At 51.0% G+C, this 19,792-nt stretch carries 15 protein-coding genes; 8 read left to right on the top strand and 7 right to left on the bottom strand.

The window, feature by feature from the left end:
- Positions 1–82: 82 nt before the first annotated feature.
- The gene (locus tag DCW36_RS06425; protein ID WP_205702883.1) at positions 83–472 is read right to left on the bottom strand and encodes a hypothetical protein; all 390 of its coding nucleotides are present in this window, start codon (positions 470–472) and stop codon (positions 83–85) included.
- 478 nt (positions 473–950) lie between these two features.
- On the opposite strand from DCW36_RS06425, the gene polA reads away from it, so the two are divergent.
- Both polA and DCW36_RS06415 read left to right on the top strand, forming a co-directional pair.
- Entirely contained in the window at positions 951–3,788 is a 2,838-nt protein-coding gene (polA, locus tag DCW36_RS06420; protein ID WP_114777520.1) for a DNA polymerase I, read from the top strand.
- Between the two features lie 511 nt (positions 3,789–4,299).
- Positions 4,300–5,193 (top strand): NAD(P)/FAD-dependent oxidoreductase, encoded by an 894-nt coding sequence (locus DCW36_RS06415; protein ID WP_114777519.1) that lies wholly within the window; start codon positions 4,300–4,302, stop codon positions 5,191–5,193.
- Between the two features lie 148 nt (positions 5,194–5,341).
- On the opposite strand, the gene DCW36_RS06410 is transcribed toward DCW36_RS06415, so the two are convergent.
- Complete coding sequence (locus DCW36_RS06410; RefSeq protein WP_114777518.1) at positions 5,342–6,184, bottom strand: cyanophycinase; 843 nt, start codon at positions 6,182–6,184, stop codon at positions 5,342–5,344.
- Between the two features lie 386 nt (positions 6,185–6,570).
- Between DCW36_RS06410 and DCW36_RS22500 the strand changes: the two genes are divergently transcribed.
- Positions 6,571–6,735: a hypothetical protein gene (locus DCW36_RS22500; protein WP_164891046.1), complete on the top strand. Its 165-nt coding sequence runs from the start codon at positions 6,571–6,573 to the stop codon at positions 6,733–6,735.
- Between the two features lie 1,192 nt (positions 6,736–7,927).
- Here DCW36_RS22500 and DCW36_RS06405 read toward each other — a convergent pair.
- A complete protein-coding gene (locus tag DCW36_RS06405) occupies positions 7,928–8,542 on the bottom strand; it encodes a hypothetical protein (RefSeq protein WP_114777517.1) in 615 nt (204 codons plus the stop codon).
- Positions 8,543–8,967: 425 nt separating this feature from the next.
- Here DCW36_RS06405 and DCW36_RS06400 point away from each other — a divergent pair, with 425 nt between their 5' ends.
- The 3 genes from DCW36_RS06400 to DCW36_RS06390 all read left to right on the top strand — a co-directional run bounded on the left by DCW36_RS06400 (position 8,968) and on the right by DCW36_RS06390 (position 9,915).
- On the top strand, positions 8,968–9,285 hold the full coding sequence (locus DCW36_RS06400; protein WP_125185094.1) for a hypothetical protein: 318 nt from the start codon (positions 8,968–8,970) through the stop codon (positions 9,283–9,285).
- A 118-nt stretch (positions 9,286–9,403) separates the two neighbouring features.
- Complete coding sequence (locus DCW36_RS06395; RefSeq protein ID WP_164891045.1) at positions 9,404–9,670, top strand: DUF4160 domain-containing protein; 267 nt, start codon at positions 9,404–9,406, stop codon at positions 9,668–9,670.
- Positions 9,671–9,675: 5 nt separating this feature from the next.
- Positions 9,676–9,915 carry a DUF2442 domain-containing protein gene (locus DCW36_RS06390; RefSeq protein ID WP_114777515.1) on the top strand — a complete coding sequence of 80 codons (240 nt, stop codon included), beginning with the start codon at positions 9,676–9,678 and terminating at the stop codon, positions 9,913–9,915.
- Between the two features lie 25 nt (positions 9,916–9,940).
- Here DCW36_RS06390 and arfB read toward each other — a convergent pair whose 3' ends face one another.
- Entirely contained in the window at positions 9,941–10,354 is a 414-nt protein-coding gene (gene arfB, locus DCW36_RS06385; RefSeq protein ID WP_114777514.1) for an alternative ribosome rescue aminoacyl-tRNA hydrolase ArfB, read from the bottom strand.
- A gap of 233 nt (positions 10,355–10,587) precedes the next feature.
- Between arfB and DCW36_RS06380 the strand changes: the two genes are divergently transcribed.
- The gene (locus DCW36_RS06380; RefSeq protein WP_114777513.1) at positions 10,588–11,667 is read left to right on the top strand and encodes a site-2 protease family protein; all 1,080 of its coding nucleotides are present in this window, start codon (positions 10,588–10,590) and stop codon (positions 11,665–11,667) included.
- A 348-nt stretch (positions 11,668–12,015) separates the two neighbouring features.
- Here the strand turns inward: DCW36_RS06380 and DCW36_RS06375 are convergent, their stop codons facing one another.
- Positions 12,016–15,774, bottom strand: a complete 3,759-nt coding sequence (locus DCW36_RS06375; protein ID WP_114777512.1) for a S8 family serine peptidase — start codon at positions 15,772–15,774, stop codon at positions 12,016–12,018.
- A gap of 336 nt (positions 15,775–16,110) precedes the next feature.
- Entirely contained in the window at positions 16,111–17,088 is a 978-nt protein-coding gene (gene hemB, locus DCW36_RS06370) for a porphobilinogen synthase (RefSeq protein WP_114777511.1), read from the bottom strand.
- A 344-nt stretch (positions 17,089–17,432) separates the two neighbouring features.
- On the opposite strand from hemB, the gene DCW36_RS06365 reads away from it, so the two are divergent.
- Positions 17,433–18,152: a DUF4197 domain-containing protein gene (locus DCW36_RS06365; RefSeq protein WP_114777510.1), complete on the top strand. Its 720-nt coding sequence runs from the start codon at positions 17,433–17,435 to the stop codon at positions 18,150–18,152.
- 337 nt (positions 18,153–18,489) lie between these two features.
- On the opposite strand, the gene rocD is transcribed toward DCW36_RS06365, so the two are convergent.
- A complete protein-coding gene (gene rocD, locus DCW36_RS06360) occupies positions 18,490–19,731 on the bottom strand; it encodes an ornithine--oxo-acid transaminase (protein WP_114777509.1) in 1,242 nt (413 codons plus the stop codon).
- Positions 19,732–19,792: the final 61 nt, after the last annotated feature.

Raw genomic sequence — 19,792 nt, 5'->3', positions numbered from 1 at the left:
GTGGTGGCTGCTGCAGAAAAGCCGGAAAACAAAAAAGCCCCCGATACCGGAGGCTTCTTTGAAGATGTAGCTTCGTGTTACTTTACTCTTTTGTGTCTGTTTGTGCTGGTGTATTGGTTTGTTCTGGTTTGTCGGTGATGATGGCGCCGGTTTCGTCTACACGAATCTTCGCTTTTTCCTGCTGTGCGTTGGTGAAGAAAACTTCGTATTGTGTTTTCTCGCCTTCGGCAGCAGCAGCAATTTTATAAATTTCGCTTACCTGCCAGTCTTTCAGCGCATCCTGCTTCAGTACTTCCTGTACCGGGGCCGGAAGCGACTCCTGCGTTACTTTCTCGCGCTGCTCTTCAGGAGCTTGTGCGGTAGGCTGCTGGGTAGAAGTTGGCTGCTCTGTATTTTGAGTTTGTGCGTTTGCTTCGATAGCTGTAAATCCGAATAGTGCGATAGCTGCTGCTAAAACTGTTACCTTTTTCATATCAGTGTTTAAGTTGTTTAAATTTTTAATTGATAATGAACTCCCATATGTCAGAACTGTGCCAAAAGTCAAAAAAAGGTATTAAGTGCCTGAAAATTAGATGTTTGTCTTTTTGTGTTGAGTGTCAACAAACTGGGGAACGGGGAAGCGGAGTGTGGAAAATTTTCTACAGTTTGAGGAATTGTGGTACACAACCGAACTTTTGCGGGTAAAGCAGCTGCACCCCAATATCCCGCCGGCCGTAGAATCGTTTCGTTCTAATATTTTATGTCATTTCGAACGCAGTGAGAAATCTGGTACTGACACAAATGCCTGTTATTATTCAGATTTCTCACTGCGTTCGAAATGACAATTAGTTTCTGTTGAAGATTTCATTAATCAAATGCAGAATGAAACAGTCCCGCCGGTCGGATGGTTTTACTGCCAAACCAGGAGCTGCGCTGCTTCATTTTCCTCAATTATTGACTAACTTTAGCCCATGAGCGAACCACGAAAAAAACTTTTCCTGTTAGATGCCTTGGCACTTATCTACAGGGCACACTTTGCCTTCAGTAAAAATCCGCGCATCAACTCCAAAGGCATGAACACCGGAGCGGCTTTGGGTTTTACCAACACCCTGGTCGAAGTGCTTACCAAAGAGAAGCCTACGCACATCGGCGTGGCCTTCGACTCTGCGGCCAAAACCTTCCGGCACGACAATTTTGCTGAGTATAAGGCACACCGGCAGGCACAGCCCGAAGATATTACACTGGCCATCCCTTACTGCAAAAAGATTGTGGAAGCCTTTAACATCCCGGTGCTGATCCTGGATGGCTACGAGGCGGATGATATTATCGGTACGCTGGCTTGCAGGGGCGAGAAAGCAGGTTTCGATGTGTACATGATGACACCCGACAAAGACTACTGCCAGCTCGTGACAGACCACGTGTTCCTGTACAAGCCTGCTTTTTTAGGCAATGCTGTGGAGGTGTGGAATGTGCAGAAAGTGCTGGAGAAGTGGGAAATTGAGCGGGTAGAACAGGTAAAGGATATTCTGGGTTTGCAGGGCGATGCCGTGGACAACATACCGGGCATACCGGGTATTGGCGAAAAAACAGCCAAGTCGCTCATCAAGCAGTTCGGCTCGGTCGAAAACCTAATTGTCAACACCGATAAACTGAAAGGAAAGCAGAAGGAGAATGTAGAAAAATTTGCCGAGCAGGGCCTGCTGTCGAAGGAGCTGGCGACCATCCATTGCGACGTGCCGCTCGACTTTAACGAAGAAGCGCTTACCTACGATGGCCCGAACAAAGAACGGCTGACCGAGCTGTTCGCAGAGCTGGAGTTCCGGCAGCTGGCGCAGCGGGTATTGGGCGAAACCTTAGGTTCGGCAACGGCAGCTCCGGCTAAAACGTCCACACGTAAAGCCAAAGGCGCCGGCGAAAACCAGACATCCCTGTTCGGAGAAACTGCCGTAGCGGAAGCAGCTGTTGAGGAAGCAGTGCCGCAGACGATGCAGAACATCAGCAATACGCTGCACGACTACCACCTGATCAACACCCCGGAGCTGCGCCAGAGCCTGGTAACTTACCTGCTTAAGCAGGAGGAAATTTCGTTTGATACCGAAACAACCAGTATCGATGCCATTGTAGCGCGGCTGGTGGGTATGTCGTTCAGCTACGTGCCCGGCGAGGCCTATTATGTGCCGGTGCCGCACGACAACCCGGAGGAGGCGCAACGGATTGTAGACGAGTTCAGGCCGGTGCTCGAAAACAGCAACATCCTCAAGATCGGGCAGAACATCAAGTACGACATCCTGGTGCTCAAAAACTACAACGTGGCGGTGCAGGGACCGATATTCGACACGATGCTGGCGCACTACCTCCTGGAGCCGGAGATGCGCCACAACATGGATGTGCTCGCCGAAACTTACCTTCACTACAGCCCCGTCCCCATCACCGACCTGATCGGTCCTAAAGGCAAAAAGCAGCTGACCATGGCCGACCTGACGCCGGAAGAGGTAAAAGATTACGCCGCCGAAGATGCCGACATCACCTTACGCCTGAAGCGCTATTTTGCGCCGCTGTTGCAGGAGCAGGGCCTCCGGAAGCTGTTTCATGAGGTAGAGAACCCGCTGGTGCAGGTGCTCGCCGACATCGAGAAAGAAGGCATCAGCATCGACTCGAATGCGCTGGCCGATTTCTCGCTGCAACTGGAGCAGGAGATCAGGCAGATCGAAACCAAAATCTATAAAATAGCCGGAGAAGAATTCAACATCGGCTCGCCAAAACAGCTCGGGGAGATTCTTTTTGACAAGCTGCAGCTGCATGGCAAAGGCAAAATAAAGAAAACCAAGACCGGCCAGCACGCCACCGGCGAAGAAATCCTGTCGAAGCTGGCGGGGGAGCATGAAATTGTTGGGCTGATTTTGGACCACCGGCAGCTCACCAAGCTCAAATCGACGTACGTGGATGCGCTGCCGCAACTGGTGTGCGAGCAGGATAACCGCGTACACACCTCGTTTAACCAGGCCGTTACCGCCACCGGTCGCCTGAGCTCTACGAATCCAAACCTGCAGAACATCCCGATACGCACCGAGCGTGGCCGTGAAATCCGCAAAGCCTTTGTCGCCCGCGACAGCAAACACCTGCTCATCTCTGCCGACTACTCGCAGATCGAGCTGCGCATTATGGCAGAGTTCAGCGGCGACCAGACCATGCGCGAAGCCTTCCAGAAAGGCCTCGATATCCACGCTTCCACCGCCAGCAAAGTATTTCATGTGCCCCTCGATAAGGTAGACAGCGAAATGCGGCGCAAGGCCAAAACCATCAACTTCGGCATCATTTACGGTATTTCTGCTTTTGGCTTGTCGGAACGCCTCAACATCCCGCGCCGTGAAGCAGCTGATATCATCGAAGCGTATTTTGCAGAATTCCCGGCCGTGAAGGAGTACATGGATTCGGCCATCGAAAAAGCGCGGGAGCAGGAGTATGTGGAAACGCTGCTGGGCCGCCGCCGCTACCTCCGCGACATCAACTCGCGCAACGCCACCATCCGCGGCTTTGCCGAGCGCAATGCCATCAACGCACCTATCCAGGGTACGGCTGCCGACATCATTAAAATTGCCATGATCAACATCCGGGAGTACCTGCAGCAGGAGCGCCTGCAAACCCGCATGATTCTGCAGGTGCACGACGAATTGCTCTTCGATGCGCCCAAAGAGGAAGTTGAAATTGTAACGCCAAAAATCGTAGAGCTGATGACGAACGCCCTGCCGCTCAGCGTGCCGATGGAAGTTGGCCTGGGGGTAGGACAGAACTGGCTCGATGCACATTGATCAGGGAGTTTGGGAGTTAGAGAGGTAGAGAGTTAGAAAGTTAGAGAGGTAGAGTTTTTGTAAGGGTTTAAAATTTTAAACCCTTACACGAATCACAGACAAACCCAATCCTGTTAATCCACTAATCTGGTTAATCCAGGTTCAGACAAAAAACTTTCTTTCTGCTCCTGCCTCCATTGCTTCTGCTGCTTGTCTGAACCGCTGATTCGTGTGATTTAATTGATTTTTGTGATTTTTTGTTTGTCTGAATCACGGATTAAACAGATTCAAGGATGACACGGATTTAAGATTGTTTGGGGTTCGTGCAGGAGACGCGGGCACCGCGTCTCTACAGCCTTCCCCCCCAACGCCTCTGCCTCTCTGATACAGGGTTGAAAATCTTCAACCCATACATGTTTACTACCTCTCTACTTCTCTAACCCCTAAACTCCAAACCTTAAAAATTCAGGCTGCTGCGTTACCTAAACAGGACATCCTACGTTACTACACACAAATTTAATTTGAACAAGTAATGTACGATGTAATAATAGTTGGAGGAGGACCTGCCGGTCTGAGTGCTGCCATGTTGTTGGGCAGGTGCAGGCGCAGAGTGGCTGTGTTCGATACCCAGCAGCCCCGCAACCGCTGGTCGCAAAGCATGAATGGCTTCCTGACCCGCGATGGCATCAAGCCCAAAGAATTTATTGAGCTGGCCAGGACAGAACTGCAGAAGTATGATATAGAACTTATTTTTAAACTTGTAAAAACCGCTACCTACACCAAAGGCGAGTTTGTAGTGAACGATGAAGACGGCAATGTGTACCGGTCTAAAAAGTTTCTGCTTGCCACCGGCCTGAAAGATATTATGCCGGAAGTGGAAGGCATCATGGATTTTTATGGCACCAGCGTGCACCACTGCCAGTACTGCGACGGATGGGAATCGCGGGACAAGGCCATTGCCGTGTATGGCAAAGATCGCAAAGGTGTAGGGCAGGCGCTGGCCATGAAAACCTGGAGCGACAACATCACCCTCTACACCGACGGTACCGATAAACTGACGCAGTCGGACCGCGATGCGCTGAAGCGGAACGGTGTTGGTATCTGCACCTCGTCCATTGCCCGGCTGGAGGGAGAGGAAGGGATGCTGCAGCGGATTGTGCTGCAAAACGGCCAGGTGCGTGAGCAGGAGGTTCTGTTTTTTGCAACAGGCACCATGCAGCAATGCGACCTGGGCGAACAGCTGGGCTGCGAGTTTACTTCAAAAGGTGTTATCAGGACCCGACGGCAGCAGAAGTCGAACATACCAGGCCTGTTTGTAGCCGGCGATGCCTCCCGCGATATGCAACTGGTAATTGTAGCTGCCGCAGAAGGTGCCAAGGCAGGTGTAGCCATTAACATGGAACTGGAGAAAGAATACCGGAAATAGAAGCAAGCGGAGTAGCCCGGATCAGAAGCAGGCTGCTCCGCCTGTTTTTGTTTTCAGCCCTTGCTGGTGTGGAGCAGAGGCTGTGGAGGCAGGAGCAGAACTACTTTTTTCTTTGTAACCGGTGTAAAGCTACGGCAGGCGGAATAGCTTATGAGGAAAGCAAGCGCTGGTCTGCCGTTAATTTCGTTGGCGATTCGTCCTGGGCAACAGGCTGGAAGATATGTTCTTTCAGGCAGTAGCGATAGCCTTGTACCAGCAGGTGCATGATCAGTTGTTCTACGGCAATGGGTTCGTTTTCTTCTATCTTTCGTGTGTTGGAGTAGCGCACCTGGCTGGCATCTATGATGGTGACCACGCCCGTCCCGAATACCTCTACCTGGTCGCCTTCTTTTATAATGATGCCGGTTTCTTCGCTCAGGCCAATGCCAATGTACTCGGGGTCGTGCGCCACCGCATGGGCCAGGCGGCCAAAGCGGCCGCGTTCGGCAAAGTGTGTGTCGATGTAGATATGCTGGATAAAGCCAAAGCCTTTGGTGGTTTTCATCTCGCCTTTAATCAGGGAATAATGGCCGTACCCGTCGTAGATCATACGGTCTGACATGACGGCTGCGCCGGCGCTGGTGCCTGAAATAATAATTTCCTCTTCCCGGAACCGGCGGTGCATAATGCCCAGCAGTTCCGTGCCTTTCAGAAATTTTGCCAGCCGCAACTGGTCGCCTCCTGTAAAAAAGATAACGTCCGCCTGTTTAATCCGCTCCAGGTACTCCGGCGTATCGGCTTTGTGGTTTTCGTCGATGTGCATAAACCGGACATGATTGCACCCAAATTCCTCGAATGCTTTCTTGTAAGCTATGCCGGCATCCAGTACTTCTGTGGCAGCGGTGGCAATTACCTCAATACGTGATGTGATGTTGCATATCTGGGAACGGATCAGTTTCAGCAGCCCGTCATCGTCGCCTCCGCCCAATGCAATCAGCTTCCCTTTTATCATGTGTTAGTTGCTATAGGTTGTAAAGCTCTGCCTGGAATGTTTAACACCAGGTACAGTAAAGCTACGATTAAATTAAAGATGCAGCTATATAACAGCACCTGTTTATGCTAAGCCGGCTCCACAGGAACAGGTGTTGTGGCACCTTACAGAAATCCCTTTTCTTATTAAACAGCTGAATGCAACTTATGTTATGCCGCTACTACTAGAGCCGGCGGTATGGCGCCAGCAGCAGTAGTAGCGGCTGGTTCAGAGTGTTTTACAGGAGAAACAGGCAGGTGCCGACCTTTTTTTTGAAAGCAAAAATATTTATGAAGTTCCAGGCAACCTTCAGCCTGTTACCACTATCTATTAAGTCAGAAACTCAAAAACACTAAACCCATAAAACTATGAAAATCATTGTCCTGTTACTCGCCATCCTGTTCATGTTTATCGGCATCTTCAAAAAAACTGCCGACGATCTGAAAGAAATAGCTGTCAGAACCGAAATGAAGCAGTACCCTAACCTGTTGCCGCAGTTCGAGGTAGTAGCCAAACGCCTGCCCCGTTCCTGATTATACCGGAGCCTGCTTCTGTTAAAGAGTATCTGCTGCGCCTTTAGTACAAAGTAAAACAAAGAAATTCCGATCCGGAAACAACCTGTCAGCCCCCTTGTTTTTCCATAACATCCGGCTTCTGCGCTCCGGTTTGCAGTTCAACTGTAGGCCCGGGCGTAGAAGCCGGAAAAAATGCGAAAAAATTTTTCCCCCGTGATGTTACGATTGCTGTGGGAAGGCCCAGTTTTTTTACACAGTAGTTGTGGCTTTTTACGCTGTTTGCCCGTTTTTGCTGTTTTACGGCCTGAAAAAGGTATGTTACGTTGCAGGTGAAAAATTCCTTTTTAAAATAGGTTGCGCTAGTTATTTTTACACCAGTTAAGTAAAGCAGAAGGCGGATTAGGTGACGGAAGTTAGGTTGAGAGCGTACAGTGTAACCAGATGCCTGCCAGGCAGGCCAGTTTATTAACTCCCCTCTTTATTTCATGTATACAAATGTTGGCGTATGCACCTGAAAATAATCTTTTCTTCGGTTTAGCGTTGTAATCACAAAAGAAATTTTGTGGCGAAAAGCAGCTGAAAGCTACTTGGTAAGAATTTAGTGCTGCAGCTGTTAAAAATAAATTATGAATGTAATGTTTATGGTTTATATTGCAGCAAATTTATAAAAATTATGATTTACTGAAGTTTAAGGAACCAGAAAGTAAATTTTATGCGTTAGCATTACTATTTTCGGGATAAATACAGCGCAGGAACTGAAACCTGTGTCGTTATGGTCCGGGTATGCAGCAGAACAAAGACACTACTAATTGTGAAGATAAAGGAAAGCAAACTAATAAACCCCATCATTGCTTTAGCGCAGCAACAACACTGCCGGCTCTACATGGTGCTACCGGACCCCAACGGTAGCTATCAGAATAGAACAAACTTAAACTAACCTTTTAATGCAGAAGTTTGCACTGCAGTTAAAGTATGAAAACAAGCTTTCCTGTTATAGAAGTTCAGCTACCCCGGCTGAACTTCTTCCCTTTTTAGGGCCGTGGTATTTAACGATTGCGCCACAAGCGCAGTACGCAACACCGTTTTTGCAGGCAAAAGCAGGAGGCAAGGCTGTGGTGGCAACTGCAGCAAAAGATTTTATGCCTTTATACTATACTGCTCCTGCCACCACTGCCTTGCCTCCTGAATCACTGAACTGCTCCTGCCAGAGCTACTCTTCCCGTTTCCTGAAAATCTTTTTAAGCGGGTTTGTCTCCTCCTCCTTTACCGGCTCGGGCTTTTTGAAAATCTTATCGAAGATGTTTGTCTCTTCGCTTTGCTGCTTCTTTTTAGTCTCCTCTTCCTTTTTACCGAACGGCCACCAGCTTTTCTTCTCCTTCTTTTCGGCCAGGATCACATAACGTATCGAAACACCGCTCGACAAGCCTGCCCAGTCTTCGTGGTTGATATGTACGGCGGGTTTCAGATCAGCTGAGAGCAGGAAAGGCAAACCGTTTACTTTGTATTCAACGCCCAGAATGGCATCGACGCCTGTGAATACGCCATGGTCTTTCAGGTTGCCCACGTGTGCGCCGCCGCCAAGGTAGTAGTTAAAGCGTTTGCCCAGGAGGGGGCGGTGCCATTCGTACAAGCCTGTGGCGCTGAGCTCCCGGCCGCCTACCGCAAAAATGCCTTCGATGGTGCTGCGCTCCAAAATTTTCTGCTGCACCGTTACGCCAAACAGGTTACCGTCGAGGCGTGCGCCTGCTGCTGTTCTGTATTTCTGTGCCTGGGTGGCCGTGGCCAGTCCTAAAAGGAAAAGAATAAGTAGGTAATATCGTTTCATAAGGGTGTAAAAGTTCGTTTGCCTGGCTGCAAATATCTTACCTAATGCGACAGCTGCTGCACCGGAATTTCTGTAGAAATGTAAGCGTCTGAATATTAGTTTATTAAAAATGATCAGAACATTCGCGTGCGCGTCGGGCGCTACATCAGCCGGCGCCTCAGCTGCAATAACGGCAGACTTCCCGTTTCTGGTGTGTCGCAACAGGTGGAATGGTGTTTATTGCCCCGTTTTATTCTGCTGCACCTGCCACCACAGCCACTGCTGCTCCTGTTTTTTGCTTGAGGTAAAAAAGCTGCGGTGGGAGAGGGGATGATGGGTGGTTTTGCTTATATTTGGTAAGGGTTATTCGGTTTATACTTCTGTATTGGGTGGATAAACGGAGGAAGTCAAGTAATATATAGTTGTACAAAATATAAATCACAAATATGTATCAATTAAATGCTCATGTTTTACCGACAGAAACTTCAAGTCAGTATGGGAAAATAGAAGGTGCATATGCAGTAGTTTTTATTAACTATGCAGACATTGATGGTGCGTATGAACTGGCAAGGTACTACATCGAAAGTGACGGCTGGCAAATAGATGAATTAGAGGAGGAATATCTTATTTTTGAGTCTCCTGAAGATGTAGAAGAAGATTACCTTGAATTTTACAATGAAGCTTTAAAAGATGGCTATTCTCTTCTTTTTAATTGCTACGAAAGAGATGAAGGTATAGAAAGTGAAAACAAGGAAAATGAATAGGAATACATTGTGTAGCTGCGCCAATTTGGTCAAGTATGTTGGCAGATTTTTATTACCACCGAAACACCAGCAAAACAAAAAGGATGGGGAATGAGTAACTTTGATCAAATGAGAGGATATGCCAACAATTTCCATGTTTTTCGGGATAATTATCAGAATGTATTATGGCCCTAAAGAGCATAATCCACCTCACATTCATGCTTATTATCAGGATTTTACTACTACAGTCAAAATTTCTGATGGCGAGGTTATGGAAGGACGAGTTCCTTCGAAGCAACTGCGCCTGATTCAGGCCTGGATAGAAATTCACCGTGAAGAGCTTCTGGCTGACTGGACTTTATGCCAGAATGGAGAAAAGCCGTTTCAGATTGATCCGTTAAAATAAAAAAGATGTATTTAGCTGTTAAAGATGTAAAGCCCCAGGAAAACTACCTCTTGCTGCTGACTTTTGAAAATGGAGAGAGAAGGCAGTTTGATGTAAAGCCTTACCTTCATTTAGGCATATTCCAGGAACTGAAAGATGAGCGGCTGTTTAATACAGTGAGAACAAGTTTCGATACGATTGAATGGGAAAATGAAGCCGATTTTGATCCAGAGTTCCTGTATGAGCAAAGCCAAAAAGTGGATTGATTAACAGATCAACCTCAATCCCACCTCAATACTCCCCCCGGTACCCGCCACGGTTTGCTTTTTTCTCCGACTGCCGCCGCTTTCCCTCTATACGCCGCTTAACAGAGGCATGAGAAGGTTTGGTGGCTTTGCGCTTTTTCTGCTGCGTGAGCGCCTGCCGTAGCAGTTCATAAAACCGTTCGATGCAACGCTCCTTGTTCTGCAACTGGCTGCGCTCCGTCTGGCACACCACCTGCAAATACCCTTCGCTGTTGATGCGGTTGGCCAGCTTTTCCTGTACCAGCGCCTTTTCCTCCGCCGTCAGCGCTTGCGACTGCGCTACCGGGAACCGCAGCTCCACCTTCGTTTCCACCTTGTTCACATTCTGACCACCCGCACCACCGCTTCGTGAGGTAGAAAAGATAAACTCCCGCTCCAGGTCCCGCTCTTTCAGGTTCATAACTGTTTGTGTTTAAGATTCCAGCTGCTGCTGCCTTGTAACTAAATGTTTACGTGGGCCCGTAGTAGAAGTATAGCGCTGCAGGTTTTGCCAGGGTATACGCAGCCGCCACAAGCCCGACAAGGCAAAGCTACAAATAAAGAGAACACACAGGCAAAAGGGGCAGACCAGGAAAGGAAGCCTTTCTCTTTGCAATCCCGTTTAAAGTAATATCGCATCTAACAGATACCGCTATGAAATGGTCGTTAAAGCTGGGCAAAATTGCCGGCATTAAAATTCTGGTACACTGGACCTTCCTGATCCTCATCGGCTGGATTGTTTTCTCGGAAGTGCGCCGCGGGAGCGATGCCTTTACCACGGTGCTGGCCGTTGCCTTTGTGCTTACAATTTTCCTGTGTGTGGTGCTGCACGAGCTGGGGCACTCGCTTACAGCAAAACGCTATGGCATCAAAACCAAAATGATCACGCTGCTGCCCATTGGCGGTGTGGCCAGCCTGGAGCGGATGCCCGAAAATCCGAAGCAGGAGCTGCTGATTGCTGTGGCGGGTCCTGCCGTAAACGTGGTGATTGCCCTGATTCTCTGGCTGGCGCTGCCTTCGCTGCAGGAGCTGCCGTCCGAAGACTTTTTTACCCGCATCACGCCTGCCAACTTCTTTTACCTGCTGCTGTTCGTAAACCTGATGCTCGTCTTTTTCAATGCTATACCGGCCTTTCCCATGGATGGCGGGCGAGTGCTGCGGGCGCTGCTGGCCTTTAAGCTGGGCCGGGTACGGGCCACCCAGATAGCAGCCAACCTGGGGCAAATGCTAGCCATTTTCTTCGTGTTTATCGGCTTCTTCTACAATCCCTTTCTTATCCTGATCGGCATTTTCGTGTTCTTTGGCGCCCACTCCGAAAATATCATGGTGCAGTTCCTGGAGTTTATGCGGGGCCACAGCGTGCGCGAAGGCATGATGACCAACTTCATCACGCTTGCTCCTTCCGAAACCGTGCGCGATGCATTAAATAAACTACTCTCCGGCTCAGACCAGGATTTTGTGGTGGAGGAAGAGGGACAGGTAGTGGGCATCCTCTCCCGGTCGCAGCTGATTCAGGCGGTAAAAGAGGATAAAGTGCATGTACCAGTCGCGGGTATTATGCTGAGCAAGGTGAAGGTGCTGGATGTAGAAGACAAGCTCGCCGATGCCTACACCAGCCTGCAGAAAAACAAAGCGCCGCTCTACCCGGTGCTGGAAAGCGGCAAGCTGGCCGGCGTTATTAACCTGGAAAACATCAACGAGTTCATCATGATCAAATCAGCGCTGGTACATTAACTGCACCAGTTACCACAGCCGCTGCTGTTTGTCTGAACCGCTGATGGTAGTGATTGTATTGATTTTTGTGATTTTATATTAGTCTGAACACGATTAAATGATTAAAGGATGTACAGGATTTTTTTGTCTGAACAGGATTAAGATGATTTAAGGAATAACAGGATTGATTAGATTTGCCTGTGGTTCGTGCAGGAGACGCGGGCACTGCGTCTCTACAGCTAAAACGCAGGTCGCCAATTTAAACTCTCTGAAAGGGTTGAAGATTTTCAACCCCTACAAAATTTCTGCCTCCTAAACTCTCTAACTCTCTAACTCCCAAACTCTCTAACTCCCAAACTCTCTAACTTCTTACCGCTGCAGCACCAGTTTCCGGGTGTGGTATTTCCCGCCGTAGTAGATGCGCAGCAGGTAGATGCCGGAGGCCCTTGCTGACAGATCGACAACGCCTTCGTACTGGCCGTTGCGTTGCGCCACTTTGCCTGAGTAGAGCAGGTTGCCGGTCATGTCTGAAACTTCAAAGCTGATGTCTTCGGATTGGGTGGTCTCCAGTTCTATGCGGAAGCGGTCGCGGCTGGGGTTCGGGTAAACGATCAGTTCCGGGCTGATTTCTTCCACGCCGGGCCTGTAGATAAAGGTGTAAGGAACGGCCTCTTCCGAGATACAGCCATTCTGCACCGTTACCACACTGTAATTGCCGCTGCGGTCGGGCTCCAGTTCCTGGTCGGTAGCGCCGGGAATGAGTTTGCCATCGAGGTACCAGCGGTTGCCGGTGGCGGCGCTGGATACGAGGGAGTGGCCGGAGCGGCTGATGACCGGTTGGGGCAGTGTCTGGCCATTTCCCATCTGCACAGGTGCCCGCTCACTCCGGCAACCCAGCGCCCGTACTTTCAGGTCGTAGAAATAATAGTAGTAGCCTGTCTGCTCAGTACCTGCCGTGTTTCCGGTAATGGTAAACACATTCGGGATACCAAACGGATAGCCTGCCACGCCCTGGTTATTGCGGAAAATAGTAGCTCCTTCGGCATACGAGATGCCTATGCGGTAATCGCCGGGCTCGGGCAGTTCCAGGCCCAGGTAGTAAACAGCGCCAACGTCCGAAGGGTCGTCAGGTTGTACGTCGGGGGCTGCAGGTGTTCGGGTTGGCTGTACCGTCAGCGTGCGGCTCGACACAGGGGCGCCTGCTTCGGTGTATACGGTGAAGGTGATTTTGCCGCCATGCCCGATGTACAGCCTGGCACTTTCCAGCACCATGGGCGCATGCGCGGTAAAAAGCACATCCGGGCTGAACTGGTTATAGCCTCCGCCTGTGGCAAAGGTTTTAGCGGCAGGTCCCACTGTGGCCGAGAAATCGCTCACGGCAGCATAAAGCGTATTCACCGACTGGTCGAGCGGCACACTTACCTGGTTACCGGCAGCTACCGGAACCGTTGCTGCTGGAGAAGAATACCAGAACGTGTTATTGCCGCCACTGCTCAGCAAAGAGAGATGGGTGTCGCTGCCACAACGGAAAGCGGTTGCCTGGGGGGCTGCGGCAGGCGTGCCAATGGCGATGGTGCGGCCGGTGGTGTTGTTTCGGGAAATGGCATCTTCCGTGAGTTCTGTGTAGGCTACCAGTTCATACAAGGCGCCGGCTTCGGTCGGGAAGCTGCCTTCCATTACAAATTCAGCTTCGGAGAAGGAGGCTAAGCCTGCCGTATACCTGCTGGTCAGGCGCGCAACCTCCGTTCCGTCGCGAAGCACGCGCAGGGTAACAGGAACCGCTGCCTGTGCCGCTGCCCCGAAGTTGCGCAGTTTTACCAGCACGGCCTGTGCCGGAGACGCACACGCCGCCGTAGCACCCACCAGTTCAATGCCAGTAATGCCCACATCATGCTGTTGCTGCTCTACCCGGATGCGGTAATCCTGCGTTTCGCCGCGGGTATAGGTGCCGCAGGAGGTAATGGCAGTTGCGGTACTTGTTTCCTGCAGCACAAGGCGCATCCGGATGGTGGTGCCGGGTTCTGCAGAGGCAGGCGCGGTAACAGTGGCTGCAAAGGTGTCGTTGCTTGCTGCCAGCAGCGTTTCTTCCCCGACGTCCGTAAAGTTGCCGTTGCTGTTCCAGTCGATGAAAATTTTGGCTGCTTTGGGCGCGTCAGCATTGCAGGTGCCAGCTGTTACCCGAAGCTCCTGCGACTGTCCCGGCTGAAAGGAGATGGCGCTGCTGCCTGTCAGGTCGCGGAAGGTGGCGCAACCGGTAGCCGCTAGAGCCGCCTGGTAGGTGCCTAGTTGTAAGGTGCGGATATAAGTACCTGCTTCTGATGCGGCAGTACTGGCACAATAAGCCTGTCCGCCCACACCGCTTACGAGCAGCGAAAAATCCTGCTGGCTGTTTTTGAGGCTGCCTTTGTGCGAGATGCGGATGGTGTAGGTTTCGCCGGGCACCGCATCGGGCACCAGTACCTGCTCCACGTTATCAAGGATGTTGTCGCCGGTAAAAGCCGCATCGGCAGGACGGATCGGGTTAAGTTTCCAGGGCAGAAAGGTGTTGCTGCGGCCACTCACGCGCAGGTCCAGGTCGTTTACCAGTCGGGGTGTGCGGTTATTCAAAGCCTCTGCGCCCACTGGCGTTACATTCCCCTCCGGGTCTGTCCAGGAAATGGTTACTTTCAGCGGGCCGTCGCCGGAGGCCACTACTTCAATTGTCTGCGTTTGTCCCAGGTTCAGGCTTAGCTCCTGTAGCAGGTGCGTCTGCTTTGGGTTAGAGATAACGGTCGCTGCCCGTGCAGCATTCAGCAAACCCCAGCCATAGCTGTAATCCGGGCCCGGGGCGGTGCCTGCTTCGTCGGCTGTATGGATGGCAAGTCCTTTTAAGGTGGCAGCACGCATCACGGTGCCTTCGTGCAGGTTGGCATAATGTTCCTGCAGCAGCAGCATAGTGCCTGCCACGTTCGGCGAGGCCATCGAGGTGCCATTCAACGATTTGTAAGCGTTTTTTGCATCGCTATGTGTGGAGAGAACAGCTACGCCACCACCTACAATATCCGGTTTGATGCGGCCATCGTCGGTGGGGCCAAAGGAGCTGAAGGAAGAGATCGCTACATCGGACGGCTGGTTGTAACCATTGGCAAGTGGCGCCACGGCACCTACGGTCAGTATGTTTTTGGCGGTACCGTAGGTAGAGATAATGTCGTAGCCTTTGTTGTCGCTGATGTCGGCAGGACGGGCAGATTCGAGTGTGAACTTGCCGTTCTTGTTGCGTTTGTAGTAGGGTTCGCCTGCGGCAGGACCGTTTTCGTTGCGGTTATTTCCGGCAGATTTTACGATCAGGTAGAAAGGCGCATTAAAGGCAACGCGGTCCCAGGAGGCGGTAACATCGTTGTAGTAGCCAAACTTGTAATCCTCGGTTTTGCTGATATCGTTATCGCCCCACCACTCCCAGTACGGATCTTCTTTGGTGCCTTTCCGGTCGGGATTGTGGCGCCACCCGGCAACTGAGCCGTAGGAGTGGTTCGATACCAGCAGCGTATTGGCAGCAGCAGCCATCTCGGCCAGGTCGTTGTTAAAATTGTAAGCCTGCAGCTGCTTTACCCCAAAGGCCATTCCTTTGGCAAAAGGGTTTACGCCACTGGCAATCAGGGTGCCTGCTACGTGGGTGGCATGTTCATCAGCGGTAGTAGCTTTGTCTTTCTGCACCACGCGGCCCGCCAGTTCCTGATGCATTTCGTACACGCGCCCGGCATCCCACACGCCCAGGCTGTTAGTCACCACCGGACTGGCGCCGCTCAGGCTCAGGCCAAGGCTGCCGCCGGACCAAAGCTGATCGGTTCGGGTGGTTGCGGCACTGCGGGTATTGTTATAGGTGATGTAGTAAACTGGCTGCCCGTTCGCATCCAGCCCCTGCAGCGACAGGTGTGAGCCATCCCGGTAGGTTTTCTCGATAACCCAATCATGCTTTTTCGCCAGGGCTACTGCCTTGGAGAGGTTTTCTTTGTATTCTTTTTCAGAAGTAAGGGCAATGGCTTTCAGCGCCTGAACATTGCTGCGGGCATTCGTTACCAGCTGCTGTGCAGCGGCGGTTGAAGCGGTTGTCAGGAGTAGTGCAATAAGCCAAAAGGCCAATTCCTTCATAAGGTCAGAATAACAGATTATAGCAGACTATCAATTTACCTATAAAGGATTATTTAAACAAAGTCGTTCCATTCCGGACCGTTGATGGTAGGATGTAATGATGGGTGTGATTTTATGTTTGTCTGAACCTTTGATTAACGGTGATTTTAATGATTAGTGTGATTTCTTTGTCTGAACACGATTAAGAAGATTAATTGATTGCCAGGAGCAGAAGCAATGGTGGCTGGAGCAAAAGACTTTCGCTGCGCCATTTGTAAAAGGGTTGAAGATTTTCAACCCCTACAAATTATAATTCTTAAACTCTTTAACTTTCTAACTCTCTAACTCCTAAACTCTCTAACTCTTTAACTTCAATAGCTGCGCGTACTGCTTGGCAAAGTAGGTCAGGATGATGTCGGCGCCGGCGCGTTTGATGCTGGTGAGCATTTCGACCATGGCTTTTTCGCCGTCTATCCAGCCGTTTTGGGCAGCTGCTTTTACCATGGCGTATTCGCCGCTGATGTTGTAGGCAGCCAGCGGCAGGTTGGTGTTCTCGCGGAGCAGCTTGATGATGTCGAGGTAAGCCAGGGCGGGTTTTACCATCAGGTAATCGGCTCCTTCGGCGGTATCGAGTTCGGCTTCTATCAGGGCTTCGCGGGCGTTGGCGTAGTTCATCTGGTAAGTTTTTTTGTCGCCTGCTTTTGGTGCCGAGTTCAGCGCATCGCGGAAGGGACCGTAGAAGGCGCTGGCATACTTGGCGGTGTACGACATGATAGCTACTTTCTGAAAGCCATTCTCGTCGAGCACTTTGCGGATGTGGCCGATGCGCCCGTCCATCATATCGGATGGCGCAACAATGTCGGCACCGGCTTGCGCCTGCACGAGCGCCATTTTGCCGAGCACCTCCAGCGTTTCGTCGTTCAGGATTTCGCCGTTCTCCACAATGCCGTCGTGGCCGTCGGAGCTGTAGGGGTCCATGGCTACGTCGGTTACCAACGCCACATCCGGGAAGTTCTGCTTGATAGCGCGGATGGCGCTGGGGAAGAGGCCTTCGGGGTTATGGCTTTCGCGGGCGTATTTATCTTTCAGTTCCTCGCGGATGTTCGGGAAAGGGGCAAATACTTTGATGCCCAAATCCACGCACTCCTGCACTTCCTCCAGCAATTTGTCGATGGAGTAGCGGTAGATGCCGGGCATGGAGGAAACCTCTGTTTTCTGGTTATCGCCCTCCAGCAGGAATACAGGGAAAATAAAATCCTGCAGGTTTACGGTTGTTTCCTGCACCATATTCCGGATGGCCTCGGTCTGGCGATTTCGTCTTGGTCTTCTGATCATGGCTTTATATTCTTAACAGAAATTGTTCTGAGCTTCGTTATGCAAAGGTACGGCGAATGGGATGGAAAAGTAACCTTTGCCTGTTGTTTTATGGTTTCATGAACGCTGAATTCCTGGCCGGCAGCAGGTGTAACGGTTGACGCAGCTGCAGAAACAACCATTTTATTCTGCTGCTCCTGTCACCACAGCCTTTGCTGCTCCTTTCGGATTGGTTTAACCTGTTCAGGATGAATCAAATAGAAAGAAAATCGGGTATATGAAATAGGCGTCTGCCTGCGTTGTTATTGCTGCAGGAGTTTGCTACCTTTCGTGCATCCGGTTTTGGAACATCTAACTTCAAGTATATGAAACGAATTATCTTTTTAGTGCTGCTGGTGCTGGTGAGCAGTGGCGCCATGGCCCAGTTTAACCTGAACAAAATGAAGGAAACCGTAACCGGTTTGGCTGGCGGCGGAAGTCTCTCTGCCGATGAGGTGGCCGAGGGGCTGAAGCAGGCGCTAACTACCGGGGCTTCGAACGGGGCCGATGTGGTGTCGCAGGTGGATGGCTATTTCAACAACCCGGCGATCAAAATTCCTTTTCCGCCGGAGGTGAAGCGGGTAGAGGAGAAACTGCGCGCCATTGGCATGGGCAGCGAGGTAGACAAGTTTGTGCTGGCCCTGAACCGTGCCGCCGAAGACGCCGCCACCGAAGCCAAGCCTATTTTCGTGTCGGCCATCCGTCAGATGACGATTCAGGATGCCTGGAGTATTCTGAAAGGACAGGACGATGCCGCCACCCAATACCTGAACCGCACCACCTCGCCGCAACTGAACGAGAAGTTTAAGCCTATTATCCAGAATTCGCTCAATAAGGTAAATGCCACCCAATATTACACCAACCTGGTAAACACCTACAACAAAATTCCGCTGGTGCAGAAAGTAAACCCCAACCTCGACGACTATGCCACCCAGAAAGCCATAGAAGGATTGTTTGTGATGGTAGCCAAAGAAGAAAAGAACATCCGCCAGAACCCCGGCGCCCGCACCACCGACCTGCTGAAAAAGGTGTTTGCAGCGCAGTAGTAGCGAAAATATATTGTGTAGGGGCAGGTCGCGACCTGCCCGAATCGTGCACCGGCAATTGTGCAGGACCAGTCATGCATTAGAGCAGAGGCTGTGGTGGCTGATGCAGCAAATTAATATGAGTCTGGGGTAGGATTGGATCGGGAACGATTGGACAGGTCCCGACCCAATGCCGTCAACTTAAGGATTAAATTGTCATCTCGAACGCAGTGAGAGATCTGATATATTGCCTTTTTTGCTAATTAACCCAGATTTCTCCCGTTGGTCGAAATGACAATAACCTTTAGTTTTTCTTAAGTTGACGGCATTGGGTCCCGACCTGTCCCTACACGGCGGATCAAAAATTCAGAATCACTTCCTCGATAATATCGCAGCAGGCATGCAGTTGCTCCTCTGTGATAACCAGCGGTGGGGCAAAGCGGATGATGTCGCCGTGGGTTGGTTTGGCGAGCAGCCCGTTTTCCTTTAGCTCCACGCACACATCCCAGGCCGTACGTTCGTCGGCTGTGGGTTCTATGACCACAGCATTCAGCAGTCCCTTGCCGCGTACCAGTGTCACGAGTTCCGGGCGTTTCTCCCTCAGGCGCTCCATCCGCTCCCGGAAAATTTCTCCCAGTATCCGGGCGTTCTCCGTCAGGTTCTCTTCTTTGATCACTTCCAGCGCAGCTATAGCTACGGCTGCTGCCAATGGGTTGCCCCCAAATGTAGAGCCATGCTCGCCAGGCTGGATACACAGCATAATATCATCATTCGCCAGCACCGCCGACACCGGCAGCACACCACCCGACAACGCTTTGCCCAGTATCAGGATATCGGCGTGTACAGCGTCGTAGCAACTGGCGAGTATCTGGCCGGTGCGTCCAATGCCGGTTTGTATTTCGTCGGCCATCAGCAGCACGCTGTATTCTTTGCAGAGCGCATGCGCCTTGGCCAGGTATCCTTCATCAGGCACCACCACACCAGCCTCTCCCTGGATCGGTTCTACCAGGAAACCGCACACGTTGGGGTTCTCCTGCAGGGCCTCTTCCAGCGCTGCCAGGTCGTTGTAGGGAATTACCTTGTAGCCAGGCATGTACGGTCCGAAGCCTTTGGTAGAGACGGGGTCGGTGGAGAAAGAGATGATACCGGTGGTGCGGCCATGGAAGTTATGTTCTACAACAATGATTTCGGCATTGTGCGGCGGAATGCCTTTCTGCAGGTAACCCCATTTGCGCGCCAGTTTAATAGCGGTTTCTACAGCCTCGGCACCGGAGTTCATATACAGGGCTTTGTCGTACCCGAAGTACTCGCAGATATACTTTTCGGCCACGCCCAACTTATCGTTGTAAAAGGCGCGGGAGGTAAGGGTGAGTTGCTGCGCCTGCAGGGTAAGCGCCCCGATTATTTTAGGGTGGCAGTGGCCCTGGTTCACAGCGCTGTAGGCCGACAAAAAATCATAGTAGCGCTTGCCTTCCACATCCCACAGAAATATACCTTCGCCCCGTGTTAAGACTACCGGTATCGGATGGTAATTGTGGGCGCCATATTTATATTCGATAGCAATAGCCTCCTGGCTCGACGTGATCGCTTGCATATTCATAGTGATAGCTTATGTTATTTCACAAAAGGTTTGGTGACGGCGGTAGCTAAACGGCCTGTAG

The sequence above is a fragment of the Botryobacter ruber genome (assembly GCF_003347595.2).
GTDB classification, from domain to species: domain Bacteria; phylum Bacteroidota; class Bacteroidia; order Cytophagales; family Hymenobacteraceae; genus Pontibacter; species Pontibacter ruber_A.
Note: the sequence above shows the minus strand (reverse complement) of the source record. Positions and strands in the feature narration are given on the sequence as shown.

Excerpts from the sequence above, each read along its gene's own strand:
- DCW36_RS06425 (WP_205702883.1), bottom strand. The coding sequence starts at position 472 with ATGAAAAAGGTAACAGTTTTAGCAGCAGCTATCGCACTATTCGGATTT.
- polA (WP_114777520.1), top strand. The coding sequence starts at position 951 with ATGAGCGAACCACGAAAAAAACTTTTCCTGTTAGATGCCTTGGCACTT.
- DCW36_RS06415 (WP_114777519.1), top strand. The coding sequence starts at position 4,300 with ATGTACGATGTAATAATAGTTGGAGGAGGACCTGCCGGTCTGAGTGCT.
- DCW36_RS06410 (WP_114777518.1), bottom strand. The coding sequence starts at position 6,184 with ATGATAAAAGGGAAGCTGATTGCATTGGGCGGAGGCGACGATGACGGG.
- DCW36_RS22500 (WP_164891046.1), top strand. The coding sequence starts at position 6,571 with ATGAAAATCATTGTCCTGTTACTCGCCATCCTGTTCATGTTTATCGGC.
- DCW36_RS06405 (WP_114777517.1), bottom strand. The coding sequence starts at position 8,542 with ATGAAACGATATTACCTACTTATTCTTTTCCTTTTAGGACTGGCCACG.
- DCW36_RS06400 (WP_125185094.1), top strand. The coding sequence starts at position 8,968 with ATGTATCAATTAAATGCTCATGTTTTACCGACAGAAACTTCAAGTCAG.
- DCW36_RS06395 (WP_164891045.1), top strand. The coding sequence starts at position 9,404 with ATGCCAACAATTTCCATGTTTTTCGGGATAATTATCAGAATGTATTAT.
- DCW36_RS06390 (WP_114777515.1), top strand. The coding sequence starts at position 9,676 with ATGTATTTAGCTGTTAAAGATGTAAAGCCCCAGGAAAACTACCTCTTG.
- arfB (WP_114777514.1), bottom strand. The coding sequence starts at position 10,354 with ATGAACCTGAAAGAGCGGGACCTGGAGCGGGAGTTTATCTTTTCTACC.
- DCW36_RS06380 (WP_114777513.1), top strand. The coding sequence starts at position 10,588 with ATGAAATGGTCGTTAAAGCTGGGCAAAATTGCCGGCATTAAAATTCTG.
- DCW36_RS06375 (WP_114777512.1), bottom strand. The coding sequence starts at position 15,774 with ATGAAGGAATTGGCCTTTTGGCTTATTGCACTACTCCTGACAACCGCT.
- hemB (WP_114777511.1), bottom strand. The coding sequence starts at position 17,088 with ATGATCAGAAGACCAAGACGAAATCGCCAGACCGAGGCCATCCGGAAT.
- DCW36_RS06365 (WP_114777510.1), top strand. The coding sequence starts at position 17,433 with ATGAAACGAATTATCTTTTTAGTGCTGCTGGTGCTGGTGAGCAGTGGC.
- rocD (WP_114777509.1), bottom strand. The coding sequence starts at position 19,731 with ATGAATATGCAAGCGATCACGTCGAGCCAGGAGGCTATTGCTATCGAA.